Origin of the sequence: Chitinophaga silvisoli (assembly GCF_003412465.1) — a bacterium.
Taxonomy (GTDB): domain Bacteria; phylum Bacteroidota; class Bacteroidia; order Chitinophagales; family Chitinophagaceae; genus Chitinophaga; species Chitinophaga silvisoli.
This window is the reverse complement of sequence record NZ_QTJV01000002.1, coordinates 381,006-398,438: the sequence shown is the minus strand read 5'-3', so window position 1 is coordinate 398,438 and position 17,433 is coordinate 381,006. Positions and strand designations below refer to the sequence as shown.

12 protein-coding genes are annotated in these 17,433 nt (G+C 44.9%); 7 read left to right on the top strand and 5 right to left on the bottom strand.

What is annotated here, in order from left to right; all coding sequences use genetic code 11:
• The first annotated feature begins 51 nt into the window (after window positions 1-51).
• The 5 genes from DXN04_RS07700 to DXN04_RS07680 all read left to right on the top strand — a co-directional run bounded on the left by DXN04_RS07700 (window position 52) and on the right by DXN04_RS07680 (window position 4,668).
• Complete coding sequence (locus DXN04_RS07700) at window positions 52-1,326, top strand: hypothetical protein (protein WP_116852749.1); 1,275 nt, start codon at window positions 52-54, stop codon at window positions 1,324-1,326.
• 15 nt (window positions 1,327-1,341) lie between these two features.
• The gene (gene dtd, locus DXN04_RS07695) at window positions 1,342-1,794 is read left to right on the top strand and encodes a D-aminoacyl-tRNA deacylase (protein ID WP_116852748.1); all 453 of its coding nucleotides are present in this window, start codon (window positions 1,342-1,344) and stop codon (window positions 1,792-1,794) included.
• 51 nt (window positions 1,795-1,845) lie between these two features.
• Window positions 1,846-2,172 carry a nucleotide pyrophosphohydrolase gene (locus DXN04_RS07690; protein WP_116852747.1) on the top strand — a complete coding sequence of 109 codons (327 nt, stop codon included), beginning with the start codon at window positions 1,846-1,848 and terminating at the stop codon, window positions 2,170-2,172.
• 77 nt (window positions 2,173-2,249) lie between these two features.
• Complete coding sequence (locus DXN04_RS07685) at window positions 2,250-3,200, top strand: YihY/virulence factor BrkB family protein (RefSeq protein ID WP_116852746.1); 951 nt, start codon at window positions 2,250-2,252, stop codon at window positions 3,198-3,200.
• A gap of 37 nt (window positions 3,201-3,237) precedes the next feature.
• Window positions 3,238-4,668 (top strand): glycine--tRNA ligase, encoded by a 1,431-nt coding sequence (locus DXN04_RS07680; protein ID WP_116852745.1) that lies wholly within the window; start codon window positions 3,238-3,240, stop codon window positions 4,666-4,668.
• A gap of 97 nt (window positions 4,669-4,765) precedes the next feature.
• Here DXN04_RS07680 and DXN04_RS07675 read toward each other — a convergent pair whose 3' ends face one another.
• Window positions 4,766-5,491: a ferredoxin--NADP reductase gene (locus tag DXN04_RS07675; protein ID WP_116852744.1), complete on the bottom strand. Its 726-nt coding sequence runs from the start codon at window positions 5,489-5,491 to the stop codon at window positions 4,766-4,768.
• Window positions 5,492-5,616: 125 nt separating this feature from the next.
• Between DXN04_RS07675 and mfd the strand changes: the two genes are divergently transcribed.
• On the top strand, window positions 5,617-8,997 hold the full coding sequence (mfd, locus tag DXN04_RS07670) for a transcription-repair coupling factor (RefSeq protein WP_116852743.1): 3,381 nt from the start codon (window positions 5,617-5,619) through the stop codon (window positions 8,995-8,997).
• 45 nt (window positions 8,998-9,042) lie between these two features.
• Here mfd and DXN04_RS07665 read toward each other — a convergent pair whose 3' ends face one another.
• Entirely contained in the window at window positions 9,043-10,980 is a 1,938-nt protein-coding gene (locus DXN04_RS07665; RefSeq protein ID WP_116852742.1) for a lectin-like domain-containing protein, read from the bottom strand.
• Window positions 10,981-11,203: 223 nt separating this feature from the next.
• On the opposite strand from DXN04_RS07665, the gene DXN04_RS07660 reads away from it, so the two are divergent.
• Window positions 11,204-11,911 (top strand): SIMPL domain-containing protein, encoded by a 708-nt coding sequence (locus DXN04_RS07660; protein ID WP_116852741.1) that lies wholly within the window; start codon window positions 11,204-11,206, stop codon window positions 11,909-11,911.
• A 79-nt stretch (window positions 11,912-11,990) separates the two neighbouring features.
• On the opposite strand, the gene DXN04_RS07655 is transcribed toward DXN04_RS07660, so the two are convergent.
• The 3 genes from DXN04_RS07655 to DXN04_RS07645 all read right to left on the bottom strand — a co-directional run bounded on the left by DXN04_RS07655 (window position 11,991) and on the right by DXN04_RS07645 (window position 17,211).
• Complete coding sequence (locus DXN04_RS07655) at window positions 11,991-13,385, bottom strand: SusD/RagB family nutrient-binding outer membrane lipoprotein (protein ID WP_116852740.1); 1,395 nt, start codon at window positions 13,383-13,385, stop codon at window positions 11,991-11,993.
• Window positions 13,386-13,395: 10 nt separating this feature from the next.
• A complete protein-coding gene (locus DXN04_RS07650) occupies window positions 13,396-16,440 on the bottom strand; it encodes a SusC/RagA family TonB-linked outer membrane protein (RefSeq protein WP_116852739.1) in 3,045 nt (1,014 codons plus the stop codon).
• Between the two features lie 309 nt (window positions 16,441-16,749).
• Window positions 16,750-17,211, bottom strand: coding sequence for a hypothetical protein (locus DXN04_RS07645; RefSeq protein ID WP_116852738.1), 462 nt, complete (start codon window positions 17,209-17,211; stop codon window positions 16,750-16,752).
• Between the last annotated feature and the right edge of the window lie 222 nt (window positions 17,212-17,433).

Genomic DNA, 17,433 nt, shown 5'->3' with positions numbered 1-17,433 from the left:
CTGATTATTGTAATTTAATAAAGGTACAATTATTAACCTAAACCCTTGGCTATGACATTTTTCAACCCTAACCAACTCCGCGTTCTGAAATCCGGCTGGATAATGGCCGTTCTTGCATGGCTGCTGCTTTTTATTCCACATGCACCGGGTTATATAGTCAACACTCTCACCATCACAGGTCTTTTAAGCTGGGAATTTGTGGTGAGCCGCCGCTGGAAAGACTTTTCAATCATGGTACTGGTATCGGGCATCGCCTTCTCCCTGCAGCATATCCTGATGAACCATTTGCCGGATGGGAATCCCGCAGCTGCAGGGGCACTGTCTCACCTCAACCTCTTTGCTGCTTTTCTTGTCGCAATCACCACCCATTATCACCTGATGGGAATAGACAATAAATTCTCCGCCGGCCTGCTGGCGACGGCCATTTTTTATTTGCTGCCAAAGACAGGCAATCCCTTTAGCAGTAATTATGTCTTCACCGGCACCTTTATGAAAGAAAGCATTTTCATGGCATCTTCATTGATCCTGCTGTACATGAAGATCGTATGCTATTATGTAATCCTCTTCCTGGTGGAAAATGGTTATCGCCTGCGTCACTTCATGGAGCGCCTGCCCTCTAAGGTACAGGTATATAACAGGTGGGAATATCTCTTTATGTGGATGATGCTATTCTTCGCTTACATGGGCTGTATTGGTGACCTTAGCACCCGTGTACACATGCTTTTTGAAGGACAACAGATGCCGGAAGAATCTACGCCCATGAGTATTCTCTTTATGATGGCATCAGTATTCTTTTTATATGCAGGTGCTATCATGCTGCGCAATGTGATAACCGGCAGAGCCTTGACTATAGGCTATTATAGCCCATGGATGTTGTTATTGCATTTATTGCCTGTCGTAAATATTATCGCTGCTATCACCTGTTTTTTTGCACCTGAAAAAAGAGAGACACACATGAAAAATGCAGCGAGCTACCTGCAGGCAAAGCGGGAATATGCACGTAAAGCAATGATAGTACTGGGCCTCCTCATCACCGCATATAATATCTATACCATGCTCTTTGTACCTACAGGACTGCGCCTGGTAGCCATCAGTATATTGGCGATGTTATACCTGCTCAAAATTGGTGCATACCTGAAACTCAATGCCAGCAAGATCTTTGTGTACATCGTCGTGTTATTGAATATCCTGACGGTAGCTTATGCTTTCAATGATTACTTTATATTCTATCTTGCACTGATCTACCTGTACTATTATTTCTTAATTGAAACATTCTATCCTGAACTGGAAGCAGAAGATATTATGGAAATTACAGACAGGGAATAACTAAACAATTACAACATGCGCGCAGTTATACAACGGGTGACCAGGGCCTCAGTGACCGTGGATGGGAATACGACTGGCAGTATTCAAACAGGTTTGCTGGTGCTGTTAGGCATAGAAGATGCTGATCATGCAGAAGACATTACATGGTTGAGCAATAAACTCGTCAACCTGCGGGTATTTGCTGATGCAGAAGGTATCATGAACCTGTCAGTAAAAGATGTGGATGGTGGCATCCTGTTAGTAAGTCAGTTCACATTGTTCGCAGCTACGAAGAAGGGAAATCGTCCTTCTTATATCCGGGCCAGTAAACCGGATATTGCTATTCCATTGTATGAGCAGATGATTCAGCAACTGGGGCAGGATCTCGGTAAGCCGGTGGCTACCGGTATCTTTGGTGCTGATATGAAGGTAGACCTGTTGAACGATGGACCAGTAACTATCATCATCGATACAAAAAATAAGGAATAAGTAATAAATTTTTTCAAATATTAAAATTCAAACAAACTCCAAAGCAAACACATGACTATCAAAGAAGCGCAGGACCAGATCGACCACTGGATCAAAACTGTAGGCGTACGCTACTTCAGTGAACTCACCAACATGGCTATCCTTACCGAAGAAGTCGGCGAAGTAGCCCGCGTCATGGCCCGTAAATACGGCGACCAATCCTCCAAACCCTCCGACCAGCAAAAAGAACTCGCCGATGAGCTGGCCGATGTCATGTGGGTACTCCTCTGCATTGCCAACCAAACAGGCATTGACATGACCAACGCCCTCCTCAAAAATTTCGAGAAAAAAAACATCCGCGATGCCACCAGGCACAAGGAAAATGAAAAATTACACTAAGCCGGTTTCAGCAAATTCGCAACACTACTCATCAAAAATGAAAATAGCACCGGCAGGTTTTTTGTTAAATCTACAATATGCAGAAACCCGGATTTTTTAAGAAATACTGGCAGATCCTGAAGCAAACCTTCAGCGATTTTATGGACGACAAGGTACTCAAACTGAGTGCCGCCTTATCTTACTATACGATTTTCTCCATCGCCCCCATGCTCATAGTGATCATCACACTATGCGAGGTATTCCTGGGCAAGGATGCCATCGAAGGCAGCATCTACGGACAAATCAATTCATTTGTCGGCAATGATGCCGCCATCCAGATCCAGCAGATGATCAAAAACGCCGCCCTCTCCGGAGACTCTACCTGGGCCACCGCAGTAGGTATCATTACCCTGATCTTCGGTGCCACCGGTGTATTCGGTGAAATCCAGGATTCTATCAATTTTATCTGGCAGCTCAAAGCCAAACCCAAAAACGGGATCCTCAAAATTCTCATCAACCGCCTCCTCTCCTTCTCCATGGTGATCTCCCTGGGATTTATCCTCCTGGTATCCCTGGCGCTGAACGGCCTGATCGAGTTATTCAGCACGCAACTGGCCCGTTTACTCCCCGAAGTGACCATGGTATTGGTCTATGTAATCAACCTGGCCATCACCTTTGGGGTCATTTCCCTCTTGTTTGCCATCATTTTTAAAGTCCTTCCGGACGCGAAGGTCAAATGGAAACACGTCATAGTAGGTGCCATGACCACTGCCGTCCTCTTCATGATAGGTAAATTTGCCATCGGATTCTACCTCGGTGCCAGCAAGGTTGGTACCGCATATGGTGCCGCAGGCAGTATCGTCATCATCCTGCTCTGGGTCTATTACTCAGCCATCATCCTCTACTTTGGGGCGGAGTTTACCCAGGTCTACGTACAGTATCATGGGGAGCAGATCAGGCCCAATGAGTACGCAGTCTATGTTAAGGAGGTACCGGTAGAGCTGGAAACCAATCTGGCCGCAGCCGAAAAAAAGCCTCCTACCCCATAAGAGCGGGCACAAAAAAGTTATATATATTTGCGCCATTATGGCAACAGATCAGAACAAATTCCAGGCGATCATTTCGCATTGTAAAGAATATGGCTTCGTTTTTCAGTCCAGTGAGATCTACGATGGATTGAGTGCAGTATATGATTACGGCCAGAATGGAGCCCAGTTAAAGAAGAATATCCGCGACTATTGGTGGAAAAGCATGACCCAGATGCACGATAACATCGTGGGGATCGATGCGGCTATATTTATGCACCCGACTACCTGGAAAGCGTCTGGGCACGTTGATGGTTTTAGCGATCCTATGATTGACAACAAGGATAGCAAAAAGCGCTACCGTGTAGACCACCTGATCGAAGCACACGCCGAAACGCTGGATGCTGCTGCAGGTGAAGAACTGATCGCTAAAATGAACGCTTTGCTGGCGGCTGATGATCTGGCTGGCCTGAAAGCGCTGATCGAAGCATACAAAATCAAATGCGCTGTCAGCGGTACTGTAAACTGGACCGATGTCCGTCAGTTCAACCTGATGTTCTCCACCCAGTTAGGTAGCGTAACCGACGAAGCAAGTGAAATATACCTCCGTCCTGAAACTGCTCAGGGTATCTTCGTAAACTTCCTGAACGTACAGAAAACCGGCCGTATGAAAATACCTTTTGGTATTGCACAGATAGGTAAGGCTTTCCGTAACGAGATCGTAGCCCGTCAGTTCATCTTCCGCATGCGCGAATTCGAGCAGATGGAAATGCAGTTCTTCGTACGCCCTGGCACCCAGAAAGAATGGTTCCAGTACTGGAAAGAAGAACGTATGAAATGGCACCTGAGCCTCGGCGCAGACCCGGCTAAGTACAAGTTCCATGAACACGAAAAGCTGGCTTTCTATGCGGATGCAGCTGAAGATATCGAATTTGAATTTCCTATCGGTTTCAAAGAAGTAGAAGGGATCCACAGCCGTACCGACCACGATCTGGGCAGACACCAGGAGTTCAGCAAAAAGAAAATGCAGTACTTCGATACCGAGATCAATCAGAACTATATTCCATATGTGATCGAAACCTCCATTGGTCTGGATCGTATGTTCCTCCTCACCGTATGCAACGCCTACGAAGAAGAAGACCTGACCAAAGATGGTAAAGAAGATAGCCGTGTAGTAATGCGCTTCCCTGCAAAACTGGCACCCACCAAACTGGCCATCTTCCCGCTCACTAAAAAAGATGGCTTACCTGAGATCGCAAAAGAACTGATGGACATCTGTAAGCCTCATTTCCATACCTTCTACGAAGAGAAAGATGCAATCGGTAAGCGTTACCGCCGTCAGGATGCGATCGGTACACCATTCTGTGTCACCATCGATCACCAGACCAAGGAAGATAATACCGTTACCATCCGCTACAGGGACTCCATGGAACAGGAAAGAATTCCATTGGATAAAGTGAAAGAACTTGTGCTGAACAAAATCAACGAATAACCATACTGGCTGGGGTGATGCGGACATCAACCCGCATAACCCCAGCCCCGCAAAAAAAAGCTGGCACCTGTGGTGCCAGCTTTTTTTTGCTTCTTTATTATCCATACAGCTCCTGGTGTATATCATGCCTGTCATACCCCATCCCCAATATCCTCCCCTTCGCCTCATCAATCATATTTTTCCACCCACACAAAAAGAAATACGCCGGCTCCTTACTCACCCCCAACAACTCCTCATAAATCAAATGCACATACCCTTTCTTGCCCGTCCATCCATCCTCACACCGCGACAAGGTCGGGCTATACCTAAACCCCTCCAGCTCCCGTTCCAACTGCCACAACTCCTGTGCATACAACAAATCACACTCCTTCCTGCACCCATAAATCAAATGTATCGCCTGATGCGGTATCTGATGCGTATGTATATGATGCGCCATCGCCCTGAAAGGTGCGACCCCCGTACCTGTACAAATCAAAAACAAATGCCTGTCCAGCACCTGCGGCAGTGTAAACACCCCCAGCGGCCCTTTCACCGGGATCTCTGTTCCCACACCGACCTCATTGAATAAATAAGTAGTACCCGCTCCACCCTCCAGCAATACTATCACCAACTCAAACTCATTCGTGCCATCCGGTGCCGAGGCAATCGAATAACTCCGCCAACGCTTTTTCTTTTCTTCATGGATGGGAAGATCAAGGGTTACAAATTGCCCGGGTTTATAATCAAATCTTTCAAGCTCCCTTATCTGTATCCAGAACCGTCTCGTGTTATGCGTCTCCTGCACAATGCGGGTCACATAACCAGTGTACCAGTTGTCCTGCATATTTAGTGGAATTTATTACTTAAATATCGTGAAAAATGCCACGACCGCCAATGACTTTTTATGAAACCAAAGACCGCTTTCAGCAGATCAAAGAATGATCAATAATTCGTAACTTTGCTCCCCTCATGAATATACAGGCTGTATTACAACTGTACCAGCGAGACACCCGCCTGCAACAGCTGGTGAAAGGGATTCATTTGTCAAATCCACAGTATTTCCAATTAACAGGACTAACCGGTAGTACCCCCACATTTATCGCGGCAGGCGCGTGGGAACTGGCATCATCGGTCAATCACCTGTTCATTTTAAACGATAAAGAAGAGGCTGCCTATTTCCACAATGACCTGGAGCAGCTTAGTCAGGCACTCGACATCTTCTACTTCCCGGATTCATTCAAAAAGGCAGGTCAGTTCAGCGATCTGAACAGCAGCCATAGCATGCTGCGTACCGAAGCCCTGATGAAATTCTCCGGCGATAGCAATAATATCCATAAAAAGATCCTCGTCACCTACCCGGAAGCCCTCTGGGAAAAGGTAGCCGCCTCCAACGCTTTCAGCACCAACATGGTCCAGTTGAAAGTAGGCGATGTGCTCAAAGTGGATCAGCTGCTGGAACAACTCGTTGGCTGGGGCTTCAGCTTTACCGACTTCGTATACGAACCAGGACAGTATGCCCTGCGTGGAGGTATCCTCGACATCTACTCTTTTGGTAATGAAAAACCTTACCGCATAGAGCTCTTCGGCGAAGATATCGACTCCATCCGCATCTTCGATCCTGAAACCCAGCTCAGTGAACGCAAGCTCACACAGGTCACCCTGATTGCCAATATGGATACCCATAACCTGGACCATCAGAAAACCTCCCTGCTGGAATTCCTGCCCGACAATACCGTTGTCTGGATGAAGGACCCCGGCTATGTGCAGGACGTGATCCTGCAGCTGGAAGAAAAGCTGGAGGCATTCCTGCAATCCGGTCAGCAGGTAAGAATTGATGAAGATGAGAAGATGGAACTGAAGGAAGAAGATTTTGTGAAAGCACATCTCCTCATGCAGCAGATCCTGCAAAGGCACTGCATCAACTTCGGCCATAAACTCTGGTGGGAAGAAACCAATCGTCCTTTCACACCGCTGAACTTCGAAACACAGGAGCAACCCGTCTTTAACCGGCAATTCGAAATGCTGATCAAAGACCTGGAAACGCACAATAAGAATAAATACGCCCTCTTCATCTTCGCCGAAAATGCCCGCCAGCTGGAAAGACTACGCAGCATCTTCGAAGACCTGAAGGCCACATTTACCTTCCACCCCATCCCGGTGCCGGTGAGCCATGGCTTCATCGATCACTCACTGAAGATCGTGTGCTATACAGATCACCAGATCTTCCAGCGCTACCACAAGTACAAAGTAAAACAGGCCTACAACAAGAATAAGGCCCTGACCATGAAGACCCTGCGCGAACTGCAGTCGGGCGACTTCGTAACCCATATCGACCATGGTGTGGGTATGTACAGTGGCTTGCAGAAGATTGAAGTAGGTGGTAAAATGCAGGAAGCCATTCGTATCATCTACAAGAACAATGACCTCCTGTATGTAAACATCAACTCCCTGCACAAGATCAGTAAGTTCACCGGCAAAGAAGGTGTAGAACCCAAGGTGAATAAACTGGGTAGTGATGCCTGGGATAAGCTGAAAGAAAAAGCCAAAACACAGGTAAAGGATATTGCAAAAGACCTGATCAGGTTATACGCTGCACGCAAGGCCCAGAAAGGTTTCCAGCATGCACCGGATACTTACCTGCAAACGGAACTGGAAGCATCCTTTATCTACGAAGATACCCCTGACCAGAGCAAGGCAACTGCCGATGTGAAGCGGGATATGGAATCGCCTTCACCAATGGACAGACTGGTATGTGGTGACGTTGGTTTTGGCAAGACGGAAGTAGCTGTGCGTGCAGCCTTCAAATCCGTTGTAGATGGCAAGCAGGCCGCAATCCTGGTACCTACTACCATCCTCGCCTTCCAGCACTACAAGACCTTTGCAGAGCGATTGAAAGACTTCCCATGTACAGTAGATTACCTGAACCGCTTTAAGTCGGCCAAAGAAAAGAAAGATACATTACAACGACTCGCCGAAGGAAAGATAGACATCATCGTAGGTACACATGCCCTGCTGAGCAAAGATGTGAAGTTCAAAGACCTCGGAGTACTGATCGTGGATGAAGAACAGAAATTTGGTGTGGCAGCAAAAGAAAAGCTGAAACACATCAAGCTGAATGTAGATACACTTACACTAACGGCAACGCCTATTCCGAGAACACTCCAGTTCTCACTGATGGGTGCAAGAGACCTTTCTGTAATCAATACACCGCCGCCTAACAGGCAGCCGATTGAAACAGAAGTACACGTCTTCGATCATGACATGATCCGCGATGCCATCTACTTCGAAACAGAAAGAGGCGGCCAGGTTTACTTTGTATATAACCGTGTGAAAGGATTAGGTGAAATCAGTAGCCTGATCAAAGGCCTTTGCCCGGACTTGTCTATCGCTACTGCCCATGGGCAGATGGAAGGACACCAGCTGGAAGAAGTGATCCTCGATTTCATCGATCGCAAATACGATGTACTGGTATGTACCAATATCGTGGAGAGTGGTGTGGATATTCCAAATGCAAACACCATTATCATCAACAACGCACATCACTTTGGATTGAGTGACCTGCACCAGTTGCGTGGTCGTGTGGGCCGTAGTAACAAGAAGGCATTCTGTTACCTGCTGGCACCACCTATGAGCACATTGCCTGCTGATAGCCGGAAACGCCTGCAAACCCTGGAACAGCATAGTGAACTGGGTAGTGGTTTCCAGATTGCGATGCGTGACCTGGACATTCGTGGTGCCGGTAACCTCTTAGGTGGTGAGCAAAGTGGATTCATGTCGGATATTGGTTTCGATATGTACCAGAAGATCCTGGATGAAGCCATCCGCGAACTGAAGCAGAATGAATTTAAGGATCTCTTTAAGGAGCAACTGGAAGAGAAGAAGGATTATGTGAGTGATTGTACTATCGATACTGACCTGGAAATACTCATCCCGGATAGCTATGTAGAAAGCATCCAGGAGCGTTTGAATCTCTACCAGGAACTGGATAACATCACCCTGGAAAGCAAGCTGGTTGCATTTGAAGAAGAACTGAAAGACAGGTTTGGTCCATTGCCGGAGCCGGTACTGGAACTCTTATGCCTGGTCCGTTGCCGCTGGATGGCGATCAAACTGGGTTTTGAAAAAATGATGCTGAAGAATGAGACATTGCGTTGTTACTTTATCAACAATCCTGACTCACCTTATTTCACATCGCCTACCTTTGATCATATCCTGAATTATGTACAAACCAGGGTGAATAATGCAAAGCTGAAACAGGTGGGCACAAACTTTATGTTGGTAGCTACGAAGATTACGAACATGAATGATCTCTACGATTTCTTAAAGAATATGGAGGATGCCCGTTCATAGAATAAATTAATTTTTGGGGCCGTCTGCAAGACGGCCCCAAAAAAATTATCTCACCAGTGTTACCGTCCCTTTTCGGCTGAATTTCCGCCCTGTATAATCCGTACCCTGTATCTGGTACACATAGGTCCCGACAGGCGAATCCTGCCCCTTAAAAGTGCCATCCCAGGCACCCGTCAGTGAGCTTGTCCTGAACACCTCTTTTCCCCACCTGTCCCATACACATAAAAAATCCAGTTCCGGTACCCCCGCCGCTATCGCCCTGAACAAATCGTTCTGCCCATCATGATTCGGCGAAAATGCACTTGGCACATAAAACTCCGGCCCTGTATACGCTTTCACAAACAAAGTATCTTTCTGCACACATCCCTCCGGTGAGGTCACGGTCAATATATACCTCACATCCTGCCCCAATATCGCTACCGGATCTGCTATAAACGCATCATTCAACCCTATAGCCGGGTACCAGCTATACGCCAGGTCATCTCCGCTTGCCACCGCATTCAGCTGCAAAGGCTGCCCTTTCGCAATCAAAGTATCCCGGCCCGCCTCCAGGTCAATATCCACAATCTTCACAGGAATCCAGAATGAATCGGACAAACACCCATCCCTGCTTACAGCATATACACCCGCCGTATAACTGCCACCCGCCTTATAAGTATAACTAAAATCCTTCACCGTTGCCTTAGTTCCATCACCAAAATCCCAATACCAGCCGGCCAACCCGATGCCGGGTGTAAGATTCGTTCCTGAAAAATTAATCGCATCCCCGATACATGCATCACCGCCGCTGGCACTGATCAACGGTGTATTATACACTGAGAGCAACTGTGTCGTATCATCTGTACATCCCTCTTTGGTCAGCACCGATAACCTTACCGGGTAGGTGCCCGGTGTGGTAAAATCAGCTACTATATTTTGTCCGCTGGCACTATGTCCATTCAGGTCCCAGTTCCATTCCGTCAAGGTGCCCACTTCCAGCGTAGTCGCATCTTTGATGGTCAGCGATCTCCCCAGGCACAAAGGCGCTGTTGACATTTCCGCAACAGGGTAAGTACCTATCGTTACCTGCTGATGCATGGTATCCGAAATACATCCGCTATTATCCTCAATCACCATGGTCACATCATACACGCCCGGCCTGGCATATTGGTGCTGTCCCGGTTGTGATACCGTAGCAGTCGTGCCATCTCCAAAATCCCACAACCACCTGGTAATGGTACCAAATGATTTAGAGGAGTCACTAAACAAAATCGGATCGCCTATGCAAAAACGCTGGTTACTGCTAAAGGCCAGTTCGGGCCTCAGTGCGGCACAAAACTGCTGCACATTATAAGAGCCTCCTGTAGAACCGGCAAAGCCCCAGTAAACCATGGGACTATTACTAAAAATATCACGTACAATGTCTTTAGTCAATGATAGTCTCAGCACACCATCCATGCTCACCGTCATCTGCATAGTGGTGGCATCCCACTTTACCCGGAAGATGTGCCAGTTACAGTCTTCAATATTCTCATTCCCATCCAGCGCCGTTACCGGCCCTGCGAGGTTATTAGCTGAACTGTGGTCTGTCACGCCATTCATCTGTATGGCCAGGTGGTCGTAGTAAGGATCATTGTCATTGGAATTCTGGTAGGTATCAATGATAATACCCAGCGAAGGACTGATACTTTCAAATCCAATACCTGATCCTGTTGCTCCCAGATTAGTTCCCTTGGTTTGTAAGATAAAGCCAATCCCATCCGCGCCTTCATAATCTTTACAGCCCAGGTTTACATCAAAATAATAATCAAAAGAATTACGGAGATCGATTTGGTTCTTATTCCAGACGGTGCCGCTACTGGTATTTACATCCTGTGTCAGGATATAGCAGTTACAGGTGCGCTGTGTGGCACTGCCATTTAAGATATAAGGAGTCTGTACCTGCGCCTTGGCAAGAAATGACAGACATAGCAGAACCATGATAATACCCGTGGATGATGACATAGATACAGAAGCGCTAAGCTTAAATATACTCAAAAAACAATGGCCTTGTTCCAATAAAATTCCAGATCCTGGGTCATACTGACCTTAATCAGGAGATTCAGCGGGATTTTAAAAAGAAAATGAAATGAATAGATATAGCATATACTCAAAATATAAATTTTTTACTGCGGTTTATGGAATTTGATCTTTCCCCTGCATCATGTAGGAAACAAATACGAAAACTATGAAGAAGGTATTATTAACACTGTTGGTAGCAGGAATGGCGATCACCGGATTTGCGCAGGACATGAATGATAAGAAGACGAAGACAATCACAGTAAATGGCACATCTGAAATAGAGATTACACCTGACATTATTTACCTGAACATTACCCTCCAGGAATATCAGAAAGACAAGAATAATAAAGTAGATATTTCCACACTGGAAGATCAGTTGACTAAGGCTGTACAGAAAGCCGGCATCCCTGCTGAAAACCTTACCATTTCAAGCGTATCCGGTGCCCAGTGGTGGAGAAAGAAAAAGAAAGATGCAGACTTCTATGCATCAAAAGAATTCAGACTGAAACTGAGCAGCCTCAATAAGCTGAACAGCATCCTGGATGGTGTGGAAGATGCAGGTATCACCAATGTATATATCAGTGAAGTTAGTAGCAGCAAGATAGAGGACTATCGCATGGCGGCAAAGGTAAAAGCCCTGCAGGCTGCTAAAGCAAAAGCAAGTGTGATGATAGAAGGGATCGGGGAGAAACTGGGGGCAGTGCAACAGGTAGTGGAAAACAATATAAATGTGTTTCGCCCTGCATATAATAATAACGCCAATGTAGTGATTCGTGGACTGAATTCAATTAATACTTCTGTTGCTGATACGAATATCGACTACCGCACTATTAAAGTGACAGCTGACGTAAGCGCGGTTTTTGCAATTCAGTAAAAGCAATAAAGCCAACCCCATATATTGGGGTTGGCTCTCACAATTTTTCTCAATATTGTTCAATCTTATCTCAACAGGCTTACTGCCCATCCCACCACACACGGTCTGTCACTTTCACCGAAGGCACATTCGTACCATTTGTAGAAATCTCCGAGTTCGGGTATAAAAACCTGCGCGGCAAACTTGTAATATTATCATTCGCAATCAGCGATAGCGCCGGGTACCCGGTTCTGCGCCAGTCTACCCAGTTCTCCGTAGAAAAATTATTCGCGATATTCTTCTCTTCAATGATCAGCTGCAATGCATTGCCAGCTGTCAATGTTCCTCTCTTCGACAGGTAAGTTTGTGCGTCACTACTACTTGTATCCACGCCAACCTTTACCATATTGTTCACAATCGCTTTCCTGTAAAGCGGCTGTGCAGCTGCATATCCTGATACAAGATAAGTGGCTTCTGCTTTCATGAAATCAGCTTCTGCTGCATTTAGTACATACCCGTTTGAGGCTATATCCCCGTAAAAACTACCTGGCACTGAGTAGTCGTTTAGGTTTCCTGCTCCGGATCCAATTACGTTACCTGTATAAAGACCTGTATTTGACGCTTTACTTACAAGATAGGGAAGACGGGGATCTGCATGTGATACAAGTGAATCAACATAATGTGAAGCTAATACAAGCGTGGTAGTGTTGAAGAAATGAAGATACCATTGACTGGATGAGGTCTCAGTGCCTGTGTATGGGAAATAGCAGTCCTCATCATTGCTGCTCATACCATTGTTGAGTGCTTCCAAAGCGAGAGATGCCTGTGTAGCCGCGGTGTAACCAGGTGCCTTAGTGAGATGCATATAATACCTTGCTTTCAGCGTATATGCCATTTTAATCCACTTACTCATATCCCCACTATAAAAATAATCATCAGTTCCGGGAGTGGATCCTTCACCAGTAGCCAGTTCTGTAATAGCACTATCCAGCATTGATTGAATGGCTGAATAAATACTTTCCTGTGAATCAAAGGTAGGTGTGCTTACATCTGTACCCTGGAAAGATGCTGAGTAAGGAATATTTCCCCAAAGGTCTGTGGCATTACCAAGTGTATATGCAGTTAATACTTTTGCTATACCTGCATACATTTGATTCCCATTAGTTAATGCCTGCACATTTAAAATATGCAGATTGTTCAACTCTACGATATAAAAGGAATTCCAATAGTCATCAAATGTTGTAGTGGTAACAAGGTAATTGGCAGTATTGGGCAAAGGCTGATTTGGAACGCAATTTTGCATCCATTGATTAACTAATACGGAAGCGTTACCATTTGCAATATATTCTGATGCACCAGCTTCCAGCGGACCTAGTAACAAGGATTCAGAGACCGATCCAGGAAGATTTGGATTATCATTTACATCCAGATATTTTTTACATCCAGCCAGCAGTGATCCCGTGAAAATGGTCAATATGATGAATGTTTTTTTCATGTTCAATATTTTAAAAAGTAAGTTTGATAGTGCAGTCATAAGAGCGGGAAGTTGGCGCGGTGAAAGAGTAAAGACCCACACTACTATTACCGTTGCCCCAGGAATTGGCTTCGGGGTCAGCACCGGTAAATGAAGAAGATTTGTGGATCCATAAGTTACGGCCAGTCAGCACGATGCTGGCATTTTTGAAAGGTAAACTTCCCAACGCTTTTTGACCCATATTATACGACAAGCTTACATTTCGGAGTTTGATATAAGATGCATCCTGTATCACCGCTTCTGTGATACCACTTATCTGCTGGTAATATTTTTGAGCACTTACAGAAACAGTATTTGGCTGGCCGGTTTCATCACTTATTCCTTTTACCACCCTGTCCGCCCGGTTTTCAGTAACTTTAGATACGCCATAATATAGGTTGTATCCATCGTCTGAGTTTTGAATTTTTCCACCCTGTCTTGTATCAAAATAGAAACTGAGACCAAATTGTTTATAATGAAACTGATTAGTGATACTTCCCAGCCAGTCTGCCGTGGTATTTCCGAGAATATTACTATTATCATCCGAATAGGGAAGACCGGATGCATTAATGCGCAACTGACCGTCTGATGTCCTCGCATATTTTGTCCCTTTCAATACTCCCCATGGCTGGCCAACTACTGCCCATGTGCTACCGATACTGGTCTGATCAAGTCCTGCCCCAATTTCCTGAACCTTTGAATTCATTTTAGTGTAGGTCATTGTTACATCCCAACTAAAATCTTTTGTTCTTACAGGAGTGACATTTAGCAATACTTCCAGTCCTTTTGTTTCCATTCTTGCAGAGTTGATCGTTGTCGATGCATACCCGGTAGAGTTAGGAAGTGCAATACCTCCAACCAGTCCGTCGGACATTTTTCGGTCAAACCACGATGTTTCAAATCCCAGTCTGTTATTGAGGAATTTCATTTCTAATCCAAATTCCAGTTCTTTCTGTAATTCATTTTTTAGGTTCGCATTACCTAGCCCACTACTTATAAGAAAGCCATTCTGTCCGTTATAAGGAAATGTCAGGTTACTGCTTACATCTCCATAAATAGTTGCCTGGTAGTAAGGAGTAGTTGTCGTATAAGCATTTACATTATCATTACCTACGATGGCATAGGAAGCCCTGACCTTACCAAAATTGATTGTCTTTTTCACTTTTTCAGGCATCACTTCTGAAAAAATAAATGCAGCGGCAGCAGAACCATAAGGATAGTACCTGTTGCTGGCAGAAAGAACAGAGCTACCATCATATCTGCCATTCAGGTTGAGGATTAATGTCCTGTTATAATCCAGCTCACCTTGTGCATAAAAACCTACTTTTCTTACCATTGTCTGCGATTCAGTGTAAGTCACCGAAGAAGCACTGGCCATATTGTAATAACCGGCTTTTGCCAGGCCTTTTCCAATCGCCTGCATGTAATCAGAGTAGTTAGAATAAACGTTGTTTCCTAACAGCAGGCTGGTATTTATCTTAGATGTGAATTGTTTTTTTAGTTGTACTATGAAGTCATGGTTAAATTGACGAAAGGTGCTATGTTTGGATTGTATCAGACCAGTAGTGTAAGTAATATCATTCATATTTACATGGTACTGCAACTGATCTCCATACATATCTGCACCCATACGCTCTGTTACTGAAAGCCAGTCAGTAGGTGCATATACAAATGTCAGAACAGGGAGGTACCTGTTAACGATGGTTGTATTAAGTACATTGTCAATTACCCAGTATGGGTTATTCCGGCTATAGCGATACAGTCGTTGGGTTCCATCATCATTCAGGTAAGGTTTTAAGTCGTAAGAGACCGGGGCTGCATACACTGTCCAAAGTGGGTTCTCAAGACCATAACCTTCTGGCATACGATGGTTTTTAACTGAGCTATAAGTAATCTGAAATGTTCCTGTCAGTTTCTCATAAATTTTAGTGGTATACTTTGCAAATAGGCTATGCCTGGTGTAATCCGTAGCTGGAATAGTGCCCTGTTGATTAAAGTAGGAATAGGATAGATAATAACCTGAATTGGCAGTTCCTCCTTCTACCGAAACAGTATTGTTAGTACTCACACCTGTGCGAAAAAATTCCTTAAATTGATTGTGAAAAGGAACTTTAGCTCCATTGACCTTCAGGGTGTCCATACGTGGGCCCCATGATGTACTGGTTTTGGTAGCAGCAGTTTCCCCATCGTAATAGATGCCATTATTACCTTGCGCATAAGTCATCTGGCGATCCGGAAAGTAAGCGTTTTCAAATGAAAGACCGGAGCTAAGCATAACGGTTGGTTTACGATTGTCTCCCCCCCTCTTAGTAGTAATCAGGACCACGCCCCTTGCTCCGGCAGAACCATATAATGCTGTAGCCGCAGCTCCCTTCAGCACATTTATACTCTCAATAATACCCGGATCAATATCAGAAAGCCTGTTGGAACCGGGACCTCCATCGTTGGGATTATCTGTTTCATCATTGTTAATAGGCACACCATCCATTACAATTAATGCCTGGTTTTCACCCGTTAGAGAAGTAATGCCACGGATGACAATACGGGCAGAACTACCCGGCATTCCGGATGAGTTGGTTATCTGTACGCCAGATACCTTACCGGTAAGTGTATTTACAATATTCGGCTCTTTTGCACGCAGGATCTCATCGCTTTTTACTTCCTGGGAACTGAAGGTGAGATTACGTTTTTCTTTCTTTACACCCAGTGCAGTCACTACGACTTCATTGAGGTCACTGGCGCTTTCGGCCATGGTAATAGTTAAGGTACCGGTATTGCCTGCACCCACTTCTTTGGTGAGGAATCCTACCGCTCTTAAAATGAGTGTGGTATTCGGTGTGACTTCTAGTGAAAATGAACCGTTTTTGTCAGTAACGGTACCTTTGTTTGTTCCTTTAATGTTCACTGTTACAAAGCCTAAGGGCTGTTTATTTTCATCGGTCACTGTTCCCTGTATAACCCTGCTTTGCGCAATGGTAAGGGTACTAAGAAGCAAGCCCGCCAGCAATGCTGACAGGTAATATGAAACTGTTTTCATACGAAGGAGATTAGAAATTGGTTTTTTTAAGTTGAATTATTACGCTCTACAGGCCATCTGCGCAAATGGCCATCAATAAGTTCCTGATTATGTGATTTACGACTTACTTCAAATGTAATAGGTGGGGCTTCGTATCCTTTTATCGCAATTAACAATCTATGTTCGGATATTAACCAGAATGGGGTTTTCCTGGAGATACCCCGGCAGGCTTTAAAATTGGGTCAGTACGATTTGATCCCCGCTAAAAACAAAAAGTCCCGCTTATATAAGCGGGACACGATGGAAAAAGATTTCAAAAAAAAACGATGATCAATAAATGTTGACTTTAAATATTCCGTCCGTTAATGGCTCTTCTTTCTCGCCATTGTTTAAAATGCCGGCAAATGTGCCTTCGGCATACTTACTATTTATGCTTGTAATTTTAATTGTCGCTGTAGTACTCAGGTAGGACGCAACCTCTGCGGATAATGACGGAGACCATAAAATATAGGTCCCGTTTGCCTGTGTATATGTCCCTACGGCAAGCGTATCAGGGAATATAACTGTGATTGCAATGTGCTTACTCAGGTTGCTGGTCAAACCTTCAATGGTCAGGGCCTTCTTGCCAACTACTGCCGTATCGGTCACAAAACCACTCGCATCGTTTGCAGAATAAGCAGTGCCTTCAAACGCGAATGTTAAAGATCCCGAAGTCGGCACTGCCTTGTCTTTCTGACATGCGCAGAAAGACAGCACCAGACACAGAAGTCCCAGGAGGGAGCTAGGTTTCATAGGATAGTAAAATTTCAATAGGTATAGAGATAAATAGGACTGCAAAATACTGAGAAATCAGATGAATTAAATAAAAGATTTATAAGTTTTTTAACAGGTATGTTCACAATAATAGCGAAGTGACTGTAAATGAGAGAGAAACAAACTGTCCACACTTTCCACAAAATGGTATAAAATTAACGTTTGGGGGTAATTTTTGAGTTTGGCTAGATAATTTTTTGA